Origin of the sequence: Catalinimonas alkaloidigena, assembly GCF_029504655.1 — a bacterium.
GTDB lineage: Bacteria > Bacteroidota > Bacteroidia > Cytophagales > Cyclobacteriaceae > Catalinimonas > Catalinimonas alkaloidigena.
This window is the reverse complement of the sequence record NZ_JAQFIL010000001.1, coordinates 863,487-879,150: the sequence shown is the minus strand read 5'-3', so window position 1 is coordinate 879,150 and position 15,664 is coordinate 863,487. Positions and strand designations below refer to the sequence as shown.

The 15,664-nt window shown below is 41.6% G+C and carries 13 protein-coding genes; 6 read left to right on the top strand and 7 right to left on the bottom strand.

All coding sequences use genetic code 11. The features are described 5' to 3' along the window. Positions 1-23: 23 nt before the first annotated feature. Positions 24-764: an MIP/aquaporin family protein gene (locus OKW21_RS03640; RefSeq protein WP_277477387.1), complete on the top strand. Its 741-nt coding sequence runs from the start codon at positions 24-26 to the stop codon at positions 762-764. 16 nt (positions 765-780) lie between these two features. Here OKW21_RS03640 and OKW21_RS03635 read toward each other — a convergent pair whose 3' ends face one another. Beyond that, positions 781-1,854, bottom strand: coding sequence for a T9SS type A sorting domain-containing protein (locus tag OKW21_RS03635; protein WP_277477386.1), 1,074 nt, complete (start codon positions 1,852-1,854; stop codon positions 781-783). 373 nt (positions 1,855-2,227) lie between these two features. Here OKW21_RS03635 and OKW21_RS03630 point away from each other — a divergent pair, with 373 nt between their 5' ends. Further along, positions 2,228-3,223 (top strand): 3-oxoacyl-ACP synthase III family protein, encoded by a 996-nt coding sequence (locus tag OKW21_RS03630; protein ID WP_277477383.1) that lies wholly within the window; start codon positions 2,228-2,230, stop codon positions 3,221-3,223. Between the two features lie 343 nt (positions 3,224-3,566). On the opposite strand, the gene OKW21_RS03625 is transcribed toward OKW21_RS03630, so the two are convergent. Then, on the bottom strand, positions 3,567-4,259 hold the full coding sequence (locus OKW21_RS03625; RefSeq protein WP_277487603.1) for an SIR2 family NAD-dependent protein deacylase: 693 nt from the start codon (positions 4,257-4,259) through the stop codon (positions 3,567-3,569). 114 nt (positions 4,260-4,373) lie between these two features. Here OKW21_RS03625 and OKW21_RS03620 point away from each other — a divergent pair, with 114 nt between their 5' ends. The 3 genes from OKW21_RS03620 (at position 4,374) to OKW21_RS03610 (ending at position 8,072) form a co-directional block, all read left to right on the top strand. Continuing rightward, positions 4,374-5,762: an efflux RND transporter periplasmic adaptor subunit gene (locus OKW21_RS03620; protein WP_277477381.1), complete on the top strand. Its 1,389-nt coding sequence runs from the start codon at positions 4,374-4,376 to the stop codon at positions 5,760-5,762. A 179-nt stretch (positions 5,763-5,941) separates the two neighbouring features. Continuing rightward, positions 5,942-7,204, top strand: coding sequence for a nucleoside permease (locus OKW21_RS03615; protein ID WP_277477379.1), 1,263 nt, complete (start codon positions 5,942-5,944; stop codon positions 7,202-7,204). Between the two features lie 229 nt (positions 7,205-7,433). Further along, the gene (locus tag OKW21_RS03610; protein WP_277477376.1) at positions 7,434-8,072 is read left to right on the top strand and encodes an OmpH/Skp family outer membrane protein; all 639 of its coding nucleotides are present in this window, start codon (positions 7,434-7,436) and stop codon (positions 8,070-8,072) included. A gap of 702 nt (positions 8,073-8,774) precedes the next feature. Here the strand turns inward: OKW21_RS03610 and OKW21_RS03605 are convergent. From OKW21_RS03605 to OKW21_RS03585, 5 genes are all read right to left on the bottom strand, one after another. Further along, positions 8,775-9,608 (bottom strand): HNH endonuclease, encoded by an 834-nt coding sequence (locus OKW21_RS03605; protein WP_277477374.1) that lies wholly within the window; start codon positions 9,606-9,608, stop codon positions 8,775-8,777. After that, positions 9,605-10,318 carry an OmpA/MotB family protein gene (locus tag OKW21_RS03600; RefSeq protein ID WP_277477372.1) on the bottom strand — a complete coding sequence of 238 codons (714 nt, stop codon included), beginning with the start codon at positions 10,316-10,318 and terminating at the stop codon, positions 9,605-9,607. The genes OKW21_RS03605 and OKW21_RS03600 overlap by 4 nt, the downstream gene beginning before the upstream one ends. Beyond that, complete coding sequence (locus OKW21_RS03595; protein ID WP_277477370.1) at positions 10,318-11,526, bottom strand: MotA/TolQ/ExbB proton channel family protein; 1,209 nt, start codon at positions 11,524-11,526, stop codon at positions 10,318-10,320. The genes OKW21_RS03600 and OKW21_RS03595 overlap by 1 nt, the downstream gene beginning before the upstream one ends. Positions 11,527-11,982: 456 nt before the next feature. Continuing rightward, entirely contained in the window at positions 11,983-13,044 is a 1,062-nt protein-coding gene (gene araD1 / locus OKW21_RS03590) for an AraD1 family protein (protein ID WP_277477368.1), read from the bottom strand. A gap of 48 nt (positions 13,045-13,092) precedes the next feature. After that, positions 13,093-14,262 (bottom strand): enolase C-terminal domain-like protein, encoded by a 1,170-nt coding sequence (locus tag OKW21_RS03585; RefSeq protein ID WP_277477366.1) that lies wholly within the window; start codon positions 14,260-14,262, stop codon positions 13,093-13,095. 371 nt (positions 14,263-14,633) lie between these two features. On the opposite strand from OKW21_RS03585, the gene OKW21_RS03580 reads away from it, so the two are divergent. Continuing rightward, complete coding sequence (locus tag OKW21_RS03580; protein WP_277477364.1) at positions 14,634-15,494, top strand: endonuclease/exonuclease/phosphatase family protein; 861 nt, start codon at positions 14,634-14,636, stop codon at positions 15,492-15,494. Positions 15,495-15,664: the final 170 nt, after the last annotated feature.

Below are 15,664 nucleotides of genomic sequence, written 5' to 3'. Positions count from 1 at the left end.
ATCACTAAACTACTCATCAATCTATGTCAAACTTCACAGCTGAGTTTATCGGCACCGCTCTGCTCATTTTATTAGGAAATGGGGTAGTAGCCAATGTTGTCCTCAACCAGACAAAAGGCAATAATTCCGGATGGATCGTAATTACTTTTGGTTGGGGCATGGCTGTTTTTGTAGCCGTATTCACCGTTACTGAATATAGTGGAGCGCATATTAATCCTGCCGTAACTTTGGGCCTGGCCGCAGCAGGCGTATTTGAATGGGCAAAAGTACCCATCTATATCCTCGCTCAAATGTCTGGTGCCGCCTTCGGAGCTTTCCTGGTCTGGCTGTTTTACCGCCAACATGTAGAAGTTACTGAGGACCAGGATGCGAAACTGGCCATTTTCTCCACCATACCAGCCCTCAGAAGCCCACTAAACAATATGATCTCGGAGATCATCGGCACCTTTGTGTTGGTATTTGCGGTGCTTTATATTGCCGCACCTTCTTTTACTTCAGCTGACTTTTCCAGTGACACTGAATTTGGCCTGGGTGCACTAGGTGCTTTACCCGTAGCATTGTTGGTTTTTTCTATAGGGCTTTCTTTAGGAGGCACTACCGGCTATGCTATTAACCCGGCAAGAGATTTAGGACCACGCCTGATGCATCAGTTTCTTCCCGTACATAAAAAGAGAGACAGTGACTGGCGCTATGCCTGGGTACCTGTGATAGGTCCATCCATCGGTGGGGTGCTGGCCGGTTTGAGTTACCTTTTATTGCAATAGCTTCAGTTTTACACCTTCAATGCTTAATCAGTTTTCGTTTGTATTGAAGGTTTTTACTACCCATGTTCAAAAAACATATACCCTTGGATAAAACTTCTAAGTCCTTGACTTCAAGTATGTTTTTTCCCTTTATGATTTCATAAACATTCAATACTAGTATATTTCCTTTGACATCATATATCTTTAATTCTAATGACTCGGTGGTCATACTATTTATTGAAATGTCAATATGATCAGTAAATGAAGTAGGCCACACATTTAAGACCCCGGAAATTTCATTAAAAACAGCAATATTTTTAGAGTACTTGTGCTGTCCGTCATAATCTTCCTGTCGGAGACGGTAATAAAATGTACTTTCCTTATCGGACGACACCTGTTGATCTTCAAAAATATATTCAATTTCACTTAAGGAATTTCCTGCCCCCTGCATTTCTCCTATTATCTCGAATTCAAAATCGTCTATAGCCCTTTCAATTACAAAGTGGCTGTTATTTGTTTCAGAAGCAGTAGTCCACTCTAAATACACAGATCTATTTTGATAATGTCCCGAGAAATGGATTAACTCTACCGGTAAGAGGCTTGATAAGGCAGGGGGTATAGAAGTGGCTGTCCCGGTAGAGGTATAATCACCCTCAATATCACCACAATTAGACAAGCAGTTATCTCCAGACCATACTGTTTCACCCTGAACTGCTATAAAATGTGTATCGCCTCCTAAAGCAGTTCCATCAATAACTTGACCACCATCCTCGATAATTACTCCTGAATTTTCACCGTTAAATGTTAAACTACTATAATCAGCGCAAGCCGGACAGGCTGATTCCATTACTAAATCTCCTTCAATGATCATTACAGCATCATTAAGTATATGATCAGTTCCTCTAACAGTTACAGTTTCTCCGGCAGGAATGAGAATTACATCTCCAACGCCGGGTTTTCCTGAAGGTATCCATGTTAAATCGTTATCCCAATCACCTGTAGTTGCTGTTTTATCCGGAGAGGGTTGAGCAAAGGAAAATAAAGGAAAACATACATATAAAAGTATACTGTTCACAGATATTTGCCATGAGATAAGTTTTAGTAAAAGCATAAAAACTTATTTAATAATGTTTATAAGAAGCATGACAAATATAATACGCAAGGCTATGTCAATTAGCTTTAAATAAGCCCATACCTTATGCTGGTCATAATTACAACAAAAATCAACCAATAAATATTACCCGCAATTCTGAAAGCACAAAAATCACCTGTTTTTCCAGACAGTTAAGGGGAGTAAGCAATTCATTCCATTAGATTGCCAAACAAATAAAATTAGGGTTTGATTATTCTTGCCTAATTCAAACATTCAATGAATTTTACGGTATATTTTATCTAGTCCTTACAGGATGACTTAGTATTACAATGAAAGCGTTGAGTACTGATGAACGGTCCAATGAAAAAACTTTTACTACAACCTTAAAAGCATGAGAAATTCCAGAATTACAGGAGTAGGGAGATACCTGCCTGAGAAGATTGTAACCAACGACGACCTAGCTAAGATGATGGATACCTCAGACGAATGGATCAGAGAACGGTCCGGCATTGAGGAAAGACGTTTCTTTGAACTGGGTAAAGATACCACTGCCAATATGGGAACTCGTGCAGCCCGCATGGCTTTGGAGAATGCCGGTCTTCAGCCCAATGATGTAGACTTCATCGTGTTTGCTACCCTCAGCCCTGATTATGATTTTCCCGGCTCGGGGGTGCTGGTTCAACGGGAACTGGGCATCAAGGAAGTAGGAGCCCTGGATGTACGCACCCAATGTACGGGCTTTGTATATGGCATATCTGTTGCTGATCAGTTTATCAAAACCGGCATGTATGACACTGTACTGGTTATAGGCTCTGAAATCCACAGCAGCGGCCTGGACCTTACTACGCGAGGCAGGGGCGTCTCTGTCTTATTTGGTGATGGTGCCGGGGCTGCCGTACTCCAGGCAAGTGAAGAAAAAGGGATTATGTCTTCTCACCTACATTCCGAAGGGAAACATGCCGAAGAATTGGCTGTACTGGATGTGGGTAGCAGCCGTTCTGTTCCAAGGGTAAAGCCTGAAATGATTGAAGAGGGCACCATATTTCCTGTCATGAATGGTAATTTTGTTTTTAAGCATGCCTCTACCCGCTTTCCTCAGGCAGTAATGGAAGCACTCAACCATAATGGCTATAAGCCTGAGGATCTGGACCTCCTTATCCCCCATCAGGCAAACCTGAGGATTAGCCAGATGGTACAAAAACAGTTAAAACTGAGAGATGATCAGGTATTTAACAATATTATGAAATACGGAAATACTACGGCTGCTTCAATTCCTATTGCCATGAGCGAGGCCTGGGAACAGGGAAAAATAAAAGAGAATGACCTCATTTGCCTGGCTGCCTTTGGAAGTGGGTTTACCTGGGGGTCAGTTTTGATGCGTTGGTAGGAGCAGCTTAGAACAAGCTACATTGAGTCTTCAGCGAAAAACTGAGTTGCTGAAGCTTAACTTCCGAAAAAGAGAATGACGATACAGCACTAAAATCTGTCGTAAGAAAGATGGTGATCAATAATATAATCGCAATCAAGACGATCAGAATTGAAAACTTAGGTTCTTTTACAAAAAAGTTTCGCAGAGATCGGTTACCGGTTTTCATATGCGAATGAGTTTAGTTGTTGATTCGGTTGTATGACACCAGTTGTACTGATAACGTTTAAAGCATTAATAATTTTTTTTATCAAATACGATATAATACTCATATCTGTCTACAACCTAATTAGTTAATCCGCCATTATTGTGCCTCTTTTATCAGTTGGGCGGCCAATTTTGGCAATCCCGTACTGGCTGACTCTTTTATCGGGCTAATATAGGGCTGTTCTCTGTACTCTGGTGTCGCCGGGTCGACAATATAGATTGGAGTTCCGGGAGTAACATCATAGAGTAGTCCTGCTGCAGGATATACTTGCAATGAGGTTCCTACTACGATAAAAAAATCGGCTTTAACAACCTCATTATAAGCCACTTCCATCATTGGTACCATTTCACCAAACCAGACAATATGAGGGCGTAACTGGGAACCTCTCTCACACTTCTCTCCCCATTTAATTTCCCAACCTTCGATATCATAGACCAAATTTTCATCGAGCGTACTACGCGCTTTATCCAGCTCTCCGTGTAGATGAATTACTTTTGATGAGCCTGCTCTTTCATGCAAGGCGTCAACATTCTGGGTAATAATCACCACATCAAAGTATTTCTCTAATTCCACAAGACTGAAGTGACCGGCATTAGGTTTTGCCTTTTGTGCCGCCTTTCTTCTCTGATTGTAGAAGTCCAGCACTAGCTCAGGATGCTTTGCCCAGGCCTGCGGCGTGGCTACATCATTGATGTCATGACCTTCCCATAAGCCCCCGGAATCCCGAAAAGTTGGAATTCCGCTTTCCGCACTTATTCCCGACCCGGATAATACGACTACCTTTTGCATCATTTATTCATTTGGTTTGTCAACACATTTAAAAAAACCAATAGTTTTCGCACTCGGTTTTAAAAATTTACAGTGAGAAATGCTAATTTACAAACACAATCAAGCGTTTGTCTTATGCCCGTACAAACAAAGAAAAAGAAAAAAAGAAATCCAGTCCTCATCGTAGGGGTTGTAGCCGTTGTTATTATAGGCCTGCTGTTCGCAGCTAAACAAATGGGCTGGATTGGTAGGGATGATGTCATCGCCGTCAATTTTGCCCAGGTGAAGCACCGTACTATTATAGAAAGGGTGACGGCCTCCGGTACGGTTCAACCTGAAAAAGAAGTAAAAATCTCCCCTGAAGTACCCGGTGAAATTATTGAGCTCAATATAGAAGAGGGTGACTCTGTTGCTATGGGTGCCCTGCTGGTAAAGATTCGCCCCGATAACTTTCAGTCGGTAGTATCCCGCACCCTGGCTACACTTAACCAGCAACGCGCTAATCTGGCACAGTCCGAAGCCAGAGCTGCCAGTGCCAACGCCCAGTTCACTCAGGCCCAGGCTGCTTACGAACGAAATAAATCCCTATACAATGATAATGTAATCTCTGATGCTGATTTTGAAACCGCTGAAAGTAACTTTCAGGTGGCCAGGCAGGAGCTGGAATCTGCCAGACAAACTGTAGAAGCAGCCCGTTTCGCGGTCAAAAGCGCTGAGGCTTCGGTAGAAGAAGCCCGTGAAAACCTTTCCCTGACCAATATTTACGCACCGGTGAGCGGCATCGTATCCAAGCTGGATGTAGAGCAGGGGGAGCGCGTAGTAGGAACCTCACAGATGGCAGGAACTGAGATGTTACGTATCGCTGACCTCAACCGTATGGAAGTAAGGGTAGATGTCAATGAAAATGATATCATCAGGGTAGATCTGGGTGACACTGCCGTTGTAGACGTAGATGCCTATTCATATATGGATAAGGAGTTTCAAGGCATAGTGACTTCTATTGCCAGCACTGCCAATGAAAAAGTTACCGCGGAAGCCGTAACCGAATTTGAAGTGCGTATCCTGTTACTCAATCAATCTTATCAGGACCTGCTTGAAGAAAAAAAATACCCTTTTCGTCCGGGGATGACTGCCAGCGTGGATATCATCACCCAAAAGAAAGAAAACACACTATCCGTACCTTTGGCAGCCGTTACTACCCGCCCTGAGAATACTTCAGCGCAGCCGGAAGGGGAAAACCAGGAAGATACATCCAGTAGCGAAACTGAGGATAATCCGTCTTTTAATGAAGAAGAGAACCTGGCTGAGGTTGTCTTCAGGGTGAAAGATGAAAATACTGTGGAACGGGTAATTGTAAGAACCGGCATCAGCGACTATGAGAATATTGAAATACTGGAAGGGCTCTCCGAAGGAGACAGGGTGGTTTCAGGGCCCTACATTGCGGTTTCTCAGCAGCTCAAAGATGGAAGTGAGATCAAAAAAGCTGAAAACAGCGGCCGTAACTTTGGGCCGGGCAGTGACTAGTCTATTGATATTGCATTTGAAAATGAACCTCTCCGCTCCAGTTAAATGGAGCTTTTTTTTTGACTCAGCCTTTCTATTTTTTGGAATCATACAATTTACGGCTAATTTGAAAACTAAAATCAAAAATCCGTTCATTGGGCTATTTGAACAGCGTGCGGCAATTATAAAACTTTCTGGCTATGACTATAAAAACTCGTTTGCAGCTATCTGGGATGATGTTCCTGCAATTTTTTGTCTGGGGCGCATGGTATGTAACCTTAGGTACTTACCTGGGCGTTACGCTTAAATTTGAAGGCTCACAAATTGGACTGGCCTACAGTGCGTTTGCGATAGCTGCTATGATTTCACCCTTCTTTGTCGGTATGGTTGCCGACCGTTTTTTTCCTACTGAAAGGGTGCTGGCAGTATTGCACCTTATTGGAGCGGCATTACTTTACTGGCTAGCCCAAATTGAAGATTTTAGCCTTTTTTATCCGGTGATCATTGCTTACACACTTTGCTTTATGCCTACCATAGCTCTGACCAATTCTCTTTCTTTTGAGAATATGGAAAATCCTGGTGAGCAGTTTCCCGCCATAAGAGTAGTGGGAACTATCAGCTGGATTATCGTAGGGTTGATTGTAGGTTATCTGGATATTGAAGCTCTTAACACGCCTATCCTTCTTGCTTCCGCTTCATCTGTGGTGATGGGCTTGTACTGCTTCACCTTACCCCATACTCCGCCTAAAAGCAAAGGACAGAAAGCCAGTGTAAAGGATATTTTAGGGCTGGACGCGCTAAAGTTAATGAAAGATCGTTCTTTCTCAGTCCTGTTCATCGCTTCATTGCTCATCTGTATTCCCCTCTCCTTCTATTATAGCTTCGCTAATCTCTTCCTCAATGACTTAGGTGTTGAGAATGCCGCTGGGAAGATGACTATGGGACAAGGCTCAGAAATTCTGTTCCTTTTGCTGATGCCTTTCTTCTTCAAAAGATTTGGTTACAAAATCATGCTGATGGTAGGGATGGCAGCCTGGGGGGCACGCTATGCTTTATTTATGTTTGGTAACCCTACAGAGCTGGTCTGGATGCTCTATGGCGGTATTATTCTGCACGGCATCTGTTACGACTTTTTCTTCGTGACCGGGCAAATTTATGTGGATGAAAGAGCTCCCAAGGCGGTAAAAAACGCGGCGCAGGGGTTGATTACATTTGCTACCTATGGCGTAGGTATGTTCATTGGTTCCTGGCTGTCGGGCATCATCGTAGAAGCAAATACCATAGTTTCCGATGATGTCAATGAATATCTCTGGGATAAGATATGGCTGGTACCTGCCGTGCTTTCAGTGATTGTACTGGTACTCTTCACTATTTTCTTCAGAGAGAAAAAGGAGATCAAAAAACCGGGAGAAACAACTGACGATGCCACTGCCGAAGGGATCGCCGAAACCAAAGCTGTATAAACAGTTTGCTTACTACCGAGCGATTTCATAACATCAGACTCTTCTTCCTCCCTGAAGAAGAGTTTTTTTTGGAATTTTAACAATATGATTTTGGTTTCTAGCGCATAAGCTTGACAACCTATACTTTAAACGTTAATTCATATTTGAATAAGCGAGCATGTATAACATTCGTTTTGCTTTACTTATATTTGTTGTTCATTAGAAATTGTAATTAACAAAAAAGTTTATCGTGAAAAACTTATCCCTAATCCTTAATGGTATTTTGGCAGTCGCTGTCATCTATCTTTATGTGCTGCACTTTAGTGGTGATAGTCCTGCGCAGACCGAAGAGACTGCTGGCACAACGGCTACTGGTGCCATGCCTAAAATTGCTTATGTTAATTCAGATACTTTATTGGAGAACTATGACTTCTTCAAAGACAAAAGAGCTGAGTTAGAAGAAAAAGCCCAGAAGCTACAGGCCGACTACGAAAACCGCGCGAAAGGTTTGCAAGGTGAGATCACCGCTTTTCAGCGTAATGCGGGTACTATGACCATGAACCAGGCACGTGCGCTGGAAGAAGACCTGATGAAGAAGCAGCAGAACCTTATGCAGTATCAGCAAAACCTGAGTAACCAGCTGATGCAGGACGAAGCCAAAGTACAGGAAGAACTGTATGATAAGGTAGCTGACTACCTTGAAGAATATGGTACAGACCAGAATTTTAAGGTCGTATTGACTTATACCAAAAATAGCGGCGTACTATATGCTGACGACAGCCTGGACATTACCAAAACCGTAGTGGAAGGTCTGAATAAGCGTTACAAAGGCCTGGATGCTGCTGAGAATACCGCAGAAACCCCTGCCGACACTACAGCAGCTAATTAATTTAGCTCTTAAGTAAAGAACTGCCAACCTGAAGTAATTTCAGGGTGGCAGTTTTATTTTATTCTTAAGTAATGCTTTCCACCTTTTTTTCTGCTGCGTGGACATCACCATGCCAAAAGACTCTAATACCTGTGGATTATCCTTGAAAGCGATACGCGCCAGCTTAGGAAAGTCCTCATATCAGGCGCTCAATTCCTTAATGGCCTGATTTTCTCCTGCATTGCCGCTGCTCTTCTTTTCACTGAACAAGCCTTTGTTCATATCCAATAAATTCATATTCAGCCAGGACTGATAAAGGGGAAGCACAAAAGTCTATCATTACTGCGAATGCCGGAAAGGCACATAACTTCAGTGAATGAGTAGGAAGGAATAAGAAAGTCGGTAAATCAGAAGCAGCAAAATCCTTTGAGGTGCAATAAACCCCTCTACTTTGTCCTCCAGGATGGAACCTGCTGATTGTTTGAAGAAAATTTAAAGATCATAAATCTCATTCGGAGCATATAAGGCTGTATTTGCAATAGCATAAGACATCAAAGGTCACTACTCATAAAATAATGTGGAGTTTATTCAAAACCTCCCATTTCAAACCAAAAAAGATCCCTGACGGGATGACAGGGGGGGGATTAGCAAAGTAGTTAAAGTGTAATACTCATGGAATTAGCTCGCCTTACTTAGTATTAAACATGCAGCAGGAATTAAAACTCAAGACAGTTCAGGATACAGCGTTATAAATGAATTGTAATCAGGATGGGCAAACATATGGCCATGCCCAGACTGACGAGCATGACACCTTAAACATAGAGCTTCAAGATTTTCCTCACCACATTCGTTCTTTAATCCATTCTTATGATGAACTTGAAGGTATTTAGGAGTATGACTCAAATCAAGCTTGCATTCCTCACACTTAAAGCTTTTCCTAATTCGGTAATTTAATGAGATTAAATTCCACTCAGGAGGGTAATCATTGATCGGCGCTGTGGCATCAGTTTTCGTAGGCTTTAAAATATTCTGGCGGTTGTACAATTTGAAAAACTCATCCAGGTCAAAATTTTTAAATACCTTTCTTTTTATCTCAGACGATTGGTTATAACCTTTGTAATTAAGTGCTGATAAGCAATTTTTACATACATAAAGGTTTTCATCTTTATCTTTTTCAACATCGCCATTTTCGTGAATTACATTAACACGAAAAGTCCCATCTGTTCTAATGGATGCAACATATTTGTTAAACCTTCCACTATTTTGAAAATCTACTAAGGTTCTACAATTTGCAAGATGATATCTGTAATTTGGATAATACTCTGCATGTTGGTCACGGATATATACTAAAACTCTCCTACCTGCTAATGTAATTGTCTTATCATCTTCAACAGTAAGTAACTCAAAGGGTACCTCAACTTCACCGTGTAAATCAAGTTCAGTACTGATTGTTGTTCCCTCCCATGTTACTTTAGAAGAATAGTCCCGAAGGCTTGCCCCCATCATTTTCCTCAGCTTATTAAAGTCATCGTCCTTGCTAAAATCTGTGAGTTTCATTCTGTTCCAGTTAATATTTTAACCATTCTTTTTTCGGCATTGGTTCTGACCCTAAATTCAACCCTTCTTGATTTATCTTTATCCTCTTCACCCTCTTCTGTTATTACTAATTTGCTGGAAGAAAGACCATTGGCCGTAACTTTATCTTTAATCCATGCTCTATTATCCTTGACCTGATCTAAAAGAAGCACATAAGCTAATACTTCTCGGGTACGATCTTGAGAAAGTTTCATGTTTCCGATATAGGCTTCCTGAGGATAGTTATTAGTCGCCCACTCACTGGAAGTATGGCCTTCTATCCTGATTTCTTCTATATCATCTATATATTTTTCACTGGTAAGAATATTAATGTAGCGAGGAAAAAAATCCATGAGAATAGTTCTGAATTCATTTCTTAAAACATCACTACCCTGCTCAAATAATACTTCGGGTGATTCAAATTTGATGGATAAAGTTTGCCTGTCAATGCTGGCGTTCCACTTTTCCAGATCATTTTCAAATTCACTATGTAAGTCCTGATAGAGTTCATCTTGTAACTGATTATAAGCAACAGCTATCTCTTTTATCCTTTCTCTTTCTTTAACCACATTGATCATATAACTTATAGCGATGAACAAAAAAATCATCATCAACACTGACATCAGATCGGAGATAGATATCCACTGACTTTCTCCTTCCTGAGCTTCCTGATTCTTACTAGGATAAAACATTATGAGATGCGTGAAGAAAGTTGCACAAGGTCTTTGAGTTTTGTAGTAAGAGGTGTGTAATCCTCAACAAACTGCATAGAAAGCGAGGTAAGTTGCTTACCCAATGAATCAATAGATTTCTTTAATTGTTCTCCCAATTCTTCATCCAATGCAGTCATTTGAGTTTTGATACGATCTGAGTTTTCAAACATCAATTTATCCATCCTGCCACTTAGATCAGAGATTAACTTATGCTGTTGTTGCCCAATCTCTTCATAAGATTTCTGGAAAGTATTGATTTGTGAGTCTATAGCTTCACGTTGAGACTGCATCATACGGTTATTTTCCCTTACCGCGGATTCTACCGAAGAAGCAAAACGAGTAATCAGTTCATTGATTTTCTTATCAATGATTGGAAAAGCTTCTTTCACATTTTCAGACATTTCGCTCAATCCTACCAGGTTTACATTCAGATTCTCCAACAATACATCTAGTTTTTTCGCTGATTGATGGTAGGTACTGGCTTCCTTGCTTATACTCTGTAGCACTGCTTCACACTCCTCAATAGTTTCAAGGGAGCGGTAAAATTGATCTGTCATTTGCTGCACCTGTTTCGCATATTCTTGTTGCCACTGGTGCATTATACCTAATGCTTCATTGAACTTTTTAAAATTATCTCCCAATTGCTCATTAATCTTAGTATTAAAATCCTGCATCACCTGTGTTAATGCATCAATCAATGATTGAGTACTATCTGCTACCATCTTTTCCCCAAACTCCCTTAATGAATTATCTATCAGTTCTAAGCGATGAGCATTAGAGTGCCTGAATTGCTTCAATTGGGTGAATAAAGAACCCTCTCTTTCTCCTGAAATACCCTGATTAATCAACCTGAGTTCCCTCATCATCTCGTTCATTTGGAAATTTCTTTGCGTTTCTTCAGAAGAATCTACATCATGCCCAAAAAAGTCAGGAAAAACTTTAATCAATAAGGAAACTCCCATGCCAGAGATGGAGGTGATAAATGCTATCTTTAAACCTTCAAGTAATTGCGGTACACTTCTCGCTACATCATTTACATCAAAATTAAAAAGACTAATTGTTACTCCTACGAATGTTCCAAGTATCCCAATGGAGGCAGCTATATTGGCTAAAGTATTCGCAGGTAATTTATTTCTGAATATGAAAGGTAAACCAAGTGTAAAAACAATAAAGAGAATAGTAATCATGATAGGTAGTTAGGTTAGTCTGATTATTACTTGTTGTGTTTCCAAATGGGATAAAACTAACAAGCCGTTTATACCAAAGTAGACAAAAATAATAATTTTTAACTCCTTATGTTGCTAAAGTTTAATTATTAGTCATTATAATAATAATTTTACTGTCTTTATTAAATAGTCAGTTGAATTTCATATTGACAAAGTTCCCTCCCTCCTTTGTCATCCAGGAAGGAACCTGCTGATTATTTGAAGAAAAGTTTAGGGGCATAAATCTCAGTAGGAGCCTATAAGGCTGTACCTGCATTCAGATAGGCATCAAAAATTACTGCTCATAAAATAATGCAAGATTATTCCATAGCTTCCCATTTCAAACTTACAAAAGATCTCTGAAGGGATGACAGGGGGAGTAGATGAACAGATAAGGGTAAGACTTACAGCATTGACTCGCCTTATATAATAATTACGCTATACTTCCATTTTTCGGATATAAAACATCTTTTCTTTTTCTGAAGAAATATGTAAAGTATTCCTCAATGCTCTACCCATCCCCTCCCAATGTACTTCCATCAGGTCTTTATCTTCCAATTGAATCTGTTCGCCAAAGCTGAAGGCGTCGGCACCGAAAAAATGGACATGCGCCTGAAAAGGTATTCTGTGTCCCGGATATTTAAAATGATGATACTCCAGATTGGCCAGACTGTGCGCCATATATTTTTCTCCAGTATGGATTTCTTTAGTCCAGATACTTTTACCCTCCCTGTAAATTCTCACCTTACCACTTATATCCTGAAAGTCATGGCCTAATACCAGTTCAGGACCAATGGCACAATTACGCAACTTGGAGGGAGCCAGGTACAGATAGTTCTTTTTCTCCATCTTATGGTCGGAGAACTCATTGGCGGTACAGAAGCCCAGTCTACGGGGGGTACCATGGGAGTCAACGACATAGATACCTGCTACTTCAGGTTCTTCACCACCGTCCTCTCCAAAGGAGGGAACTTCCAGCGCCTCACCGTGTGCTCGCAACACATCAGCTTGTCCTTTATAAAACCATTCCGCCTGAATGCCTATGCTATTTTCCGAAGGTTTACCTCCCTCCACCCCCCACTGGTACATTTGCATACTGTCTGTCAATTCATGCTGCTCTGCCTGATGCATGCTCTGCCGGTTCAAGGCGCTGCTCTTATGGGTGAGTCCAGTGCCTGAAACTATACAGGCAGCAGGATTCTCGGGCAGGTCAAAAGCCGGTAAAAGCTGCCAGTCTGATTTGCACTCATAAACTTTTTCGTAATCAAGTGTACCTTGGCTGAGCGAAGCATCTATGCAAGCGCCCAGCTTTTTTCCTTCTTTCAAGGCTTCCTGTGCCAGCTCATATACAGAATAATGGTTATCTAAGAGTATCAGGCGGGCTTCATCTACCAAGGCTATTCTCCTGCCTTCATTAGGGTGTATTAACTGGACTAAATGTATCATGTCAGCGATATATTGATAAATTCCTGCTTTACTGTATAACTTCTTCCCGTGCATATCGGAAATTAAGCCGAGCTTTTCAAGCCGCCCCACTTCAGGCTGAACTTATTCAATGATTTCAAAATTTTCCAGCCCTTCCATTTTCAGGGTCAAACCCATGCCAGGTTTCTGATCATCCAATTGCAGTTGACCGTTTTCTGCCTCCGCTTCTCCATCAAAGATATACCAGAATAGCTCATTACCTACTTCAACCGGGGTCTTAGGAAAGTATTCAGCCATCGGACTGGCAAATGAGCTCATTACCACATGCAGGTTGTGCATCTGTCCGCCGTGAGGGATTATCTCCACCCCATGGACCTGCGCCATATGACAAATTCTTTGCGCTTCGGTAAAGCCCCCCACCCGATTGGTATCAAATTGTATGATATCCAGAGCATTGGCCTGCAATAACTCATGAAAGCCATAGCGACCAAATTCATGTTCCCCCCCGGAGATGGGAATATCTGTGGTCTGCTTAAGCTTCGCGAAGTTGGAGATCTCGTCGGGTAGCAGAAGCTCTTCTACCCAGCGAAGGTTATAAGGCTCAAGAGCTTTGAGAAAGCGCTTGGCAAAATAAAAGTCAAAGCCCATGTAGGCATCCAGCATCACATCTACTTCATCGCCTACAGTTTCTCTTACTACTTTTACCATCTCTACATTTTTCTTCATGCCCTTCAGACCTTCGGTCATTGGGTAACCGCAGCGAAGTTTCATAGCATCAAACCCCTGGGCTTTAAAGGCGGCCGCTTCTTCTTGCAGTTCATCCAAATTACGAGTATATAATCTGCTGTAGTAGGCAGGAATAGAAGCTTTGGTTCTGCCGCCCAGAAGCATAAACACCGGCTGGCGCAAATGCAGCCCTTTGATATCCCAGAGGGCGATATCCACCGCGCTGAGGGCAGCCATCACGGCTCCTTTTCGCCCATAAGCTACACTGGAGCGATACATTTTCTCATAAAGATATTCGGTATTCAAGGGATTCTCTCCGGCCAAAAGCGGGGCTAATCTGCTGTCAATAATATTTTTGGTGATGTCGGGAGAAAGGCCGGCATTGCCGATGCCTGTCAGGCCATTGTCAGTTTCTATTTCCACCACCAGCCAGCTGAAAAAGCGGAAAGGCGCCTGTGAATCCTTTTGGAAAGGCAAGGTGCTCAGTGGGGTGGCAAAAATGGTGTCGGAGGTTTTAACTTCCCCTTTCCATTGGTATACTTTGCTGGTAACTTTTTTAATCTTCATCGTATAGGTTGTATGCTTAGTATTATTTGCGATAGGCTGTCTGCCGGATAAAGCTTCTCGTTTCTAAAATACAAATTATTATTTTTTGATTGCCAGACCAAAAGAGGTATACTACTATCTTAAAGCGCATAAGCTGAGTGACAATTGTGAAAGCGATTAGTTGTTTTCAGAAGCTGTTTGAGTTATTTATTTACTAGCGAAAACAATGAGTTTTGAGGCGAAACGAGGCACTTTTGAAGGGCGTAGCCAAAGCTACGGGCCGAAAAAGCAACAAAGTTGTAGCTCAAAAGACGTGTTTGTAGCGTAAAGAAACTAATTCAAACAGCTTCTAAGTCTTCGACATTTAGGTGAAACCCGCATAAAATACAGGCATGAAAAGACGGAAATTTATTGAAAACACATTATTCACCCTAACCAATTTAGCTATGGCATCCGGCACGCTGTCAGCCAGAAGCTGGCAATGGTTTCCTAAAAAAAAGATTACCACCATCACCTATAATGTATATGCCTTTCAGGGCTATCCCAAGACAGACGACACACAGTTTATTTTAAAAGATGTACATGCTCAAATGCCTGAAAGGATGGCCTTAGAGATGGCCATATATCGCCCGGATATTATTACTTTTCAGGAAGCGCCTGCTGAAAGTGAGGTGAGCAAAGTGGCCCGAAAACTAGACATGGACTACACTTATTTCCCCGGCGGATTTCCGGGAGCCTTGCTGACTAAATTTGAAATTGTCTCCACCCAAAACTGCCCCTTGGTGGAAAAAAAAGAACCCGGTGATCTTTTTTCCCGGCATTGGGGCAAAGCCCTGCTCAAAACTGCTGATGAAGAACTGATGATCTACAGCGCTCATTTGCATCCCAGTGATGATGTAATTCGTGAGCAGGAGGTGAAAGAAGTGCTGAAAGTGATTAAGGCTGATGCAAAAGATAAACGCAACTTTATCTTTCAGGGAGACCTCAATCATGAGCCAATACAAAATGAGTATGCGCGATGGAAAGAAGCAGGGCTCAAAGACTGTTATATGGCTAAAGGAGTGGAACAAAGGAATACCATTAAAAGCACTGTTCCTAACCGAACGGTAGACTACATTTGGGTAAATGAAGCATTGGGCAAAAGACTACTGCGCTGTAAAGTTATGTATGAAGGTAACTTCCGCACCAACCTCCTGGATGAGCGCTCTTTTGCTTTAAGCGATCACCTGCCGGTCATGGCAGAATTTAAATAACTCCCCACTGAAGTATTACCTATTGCTCTCAAGGAATTATATTTTTTATTGGCTTGGAATCATCTGCCTATAATCTTGAAAGCTTAGATACTTTCAAGCTCCTTTTATTTCCTTTGTTCTCGCCATTACACAGTTAACATATCTTGATTAGCAAGGGTAAAACTTCTATT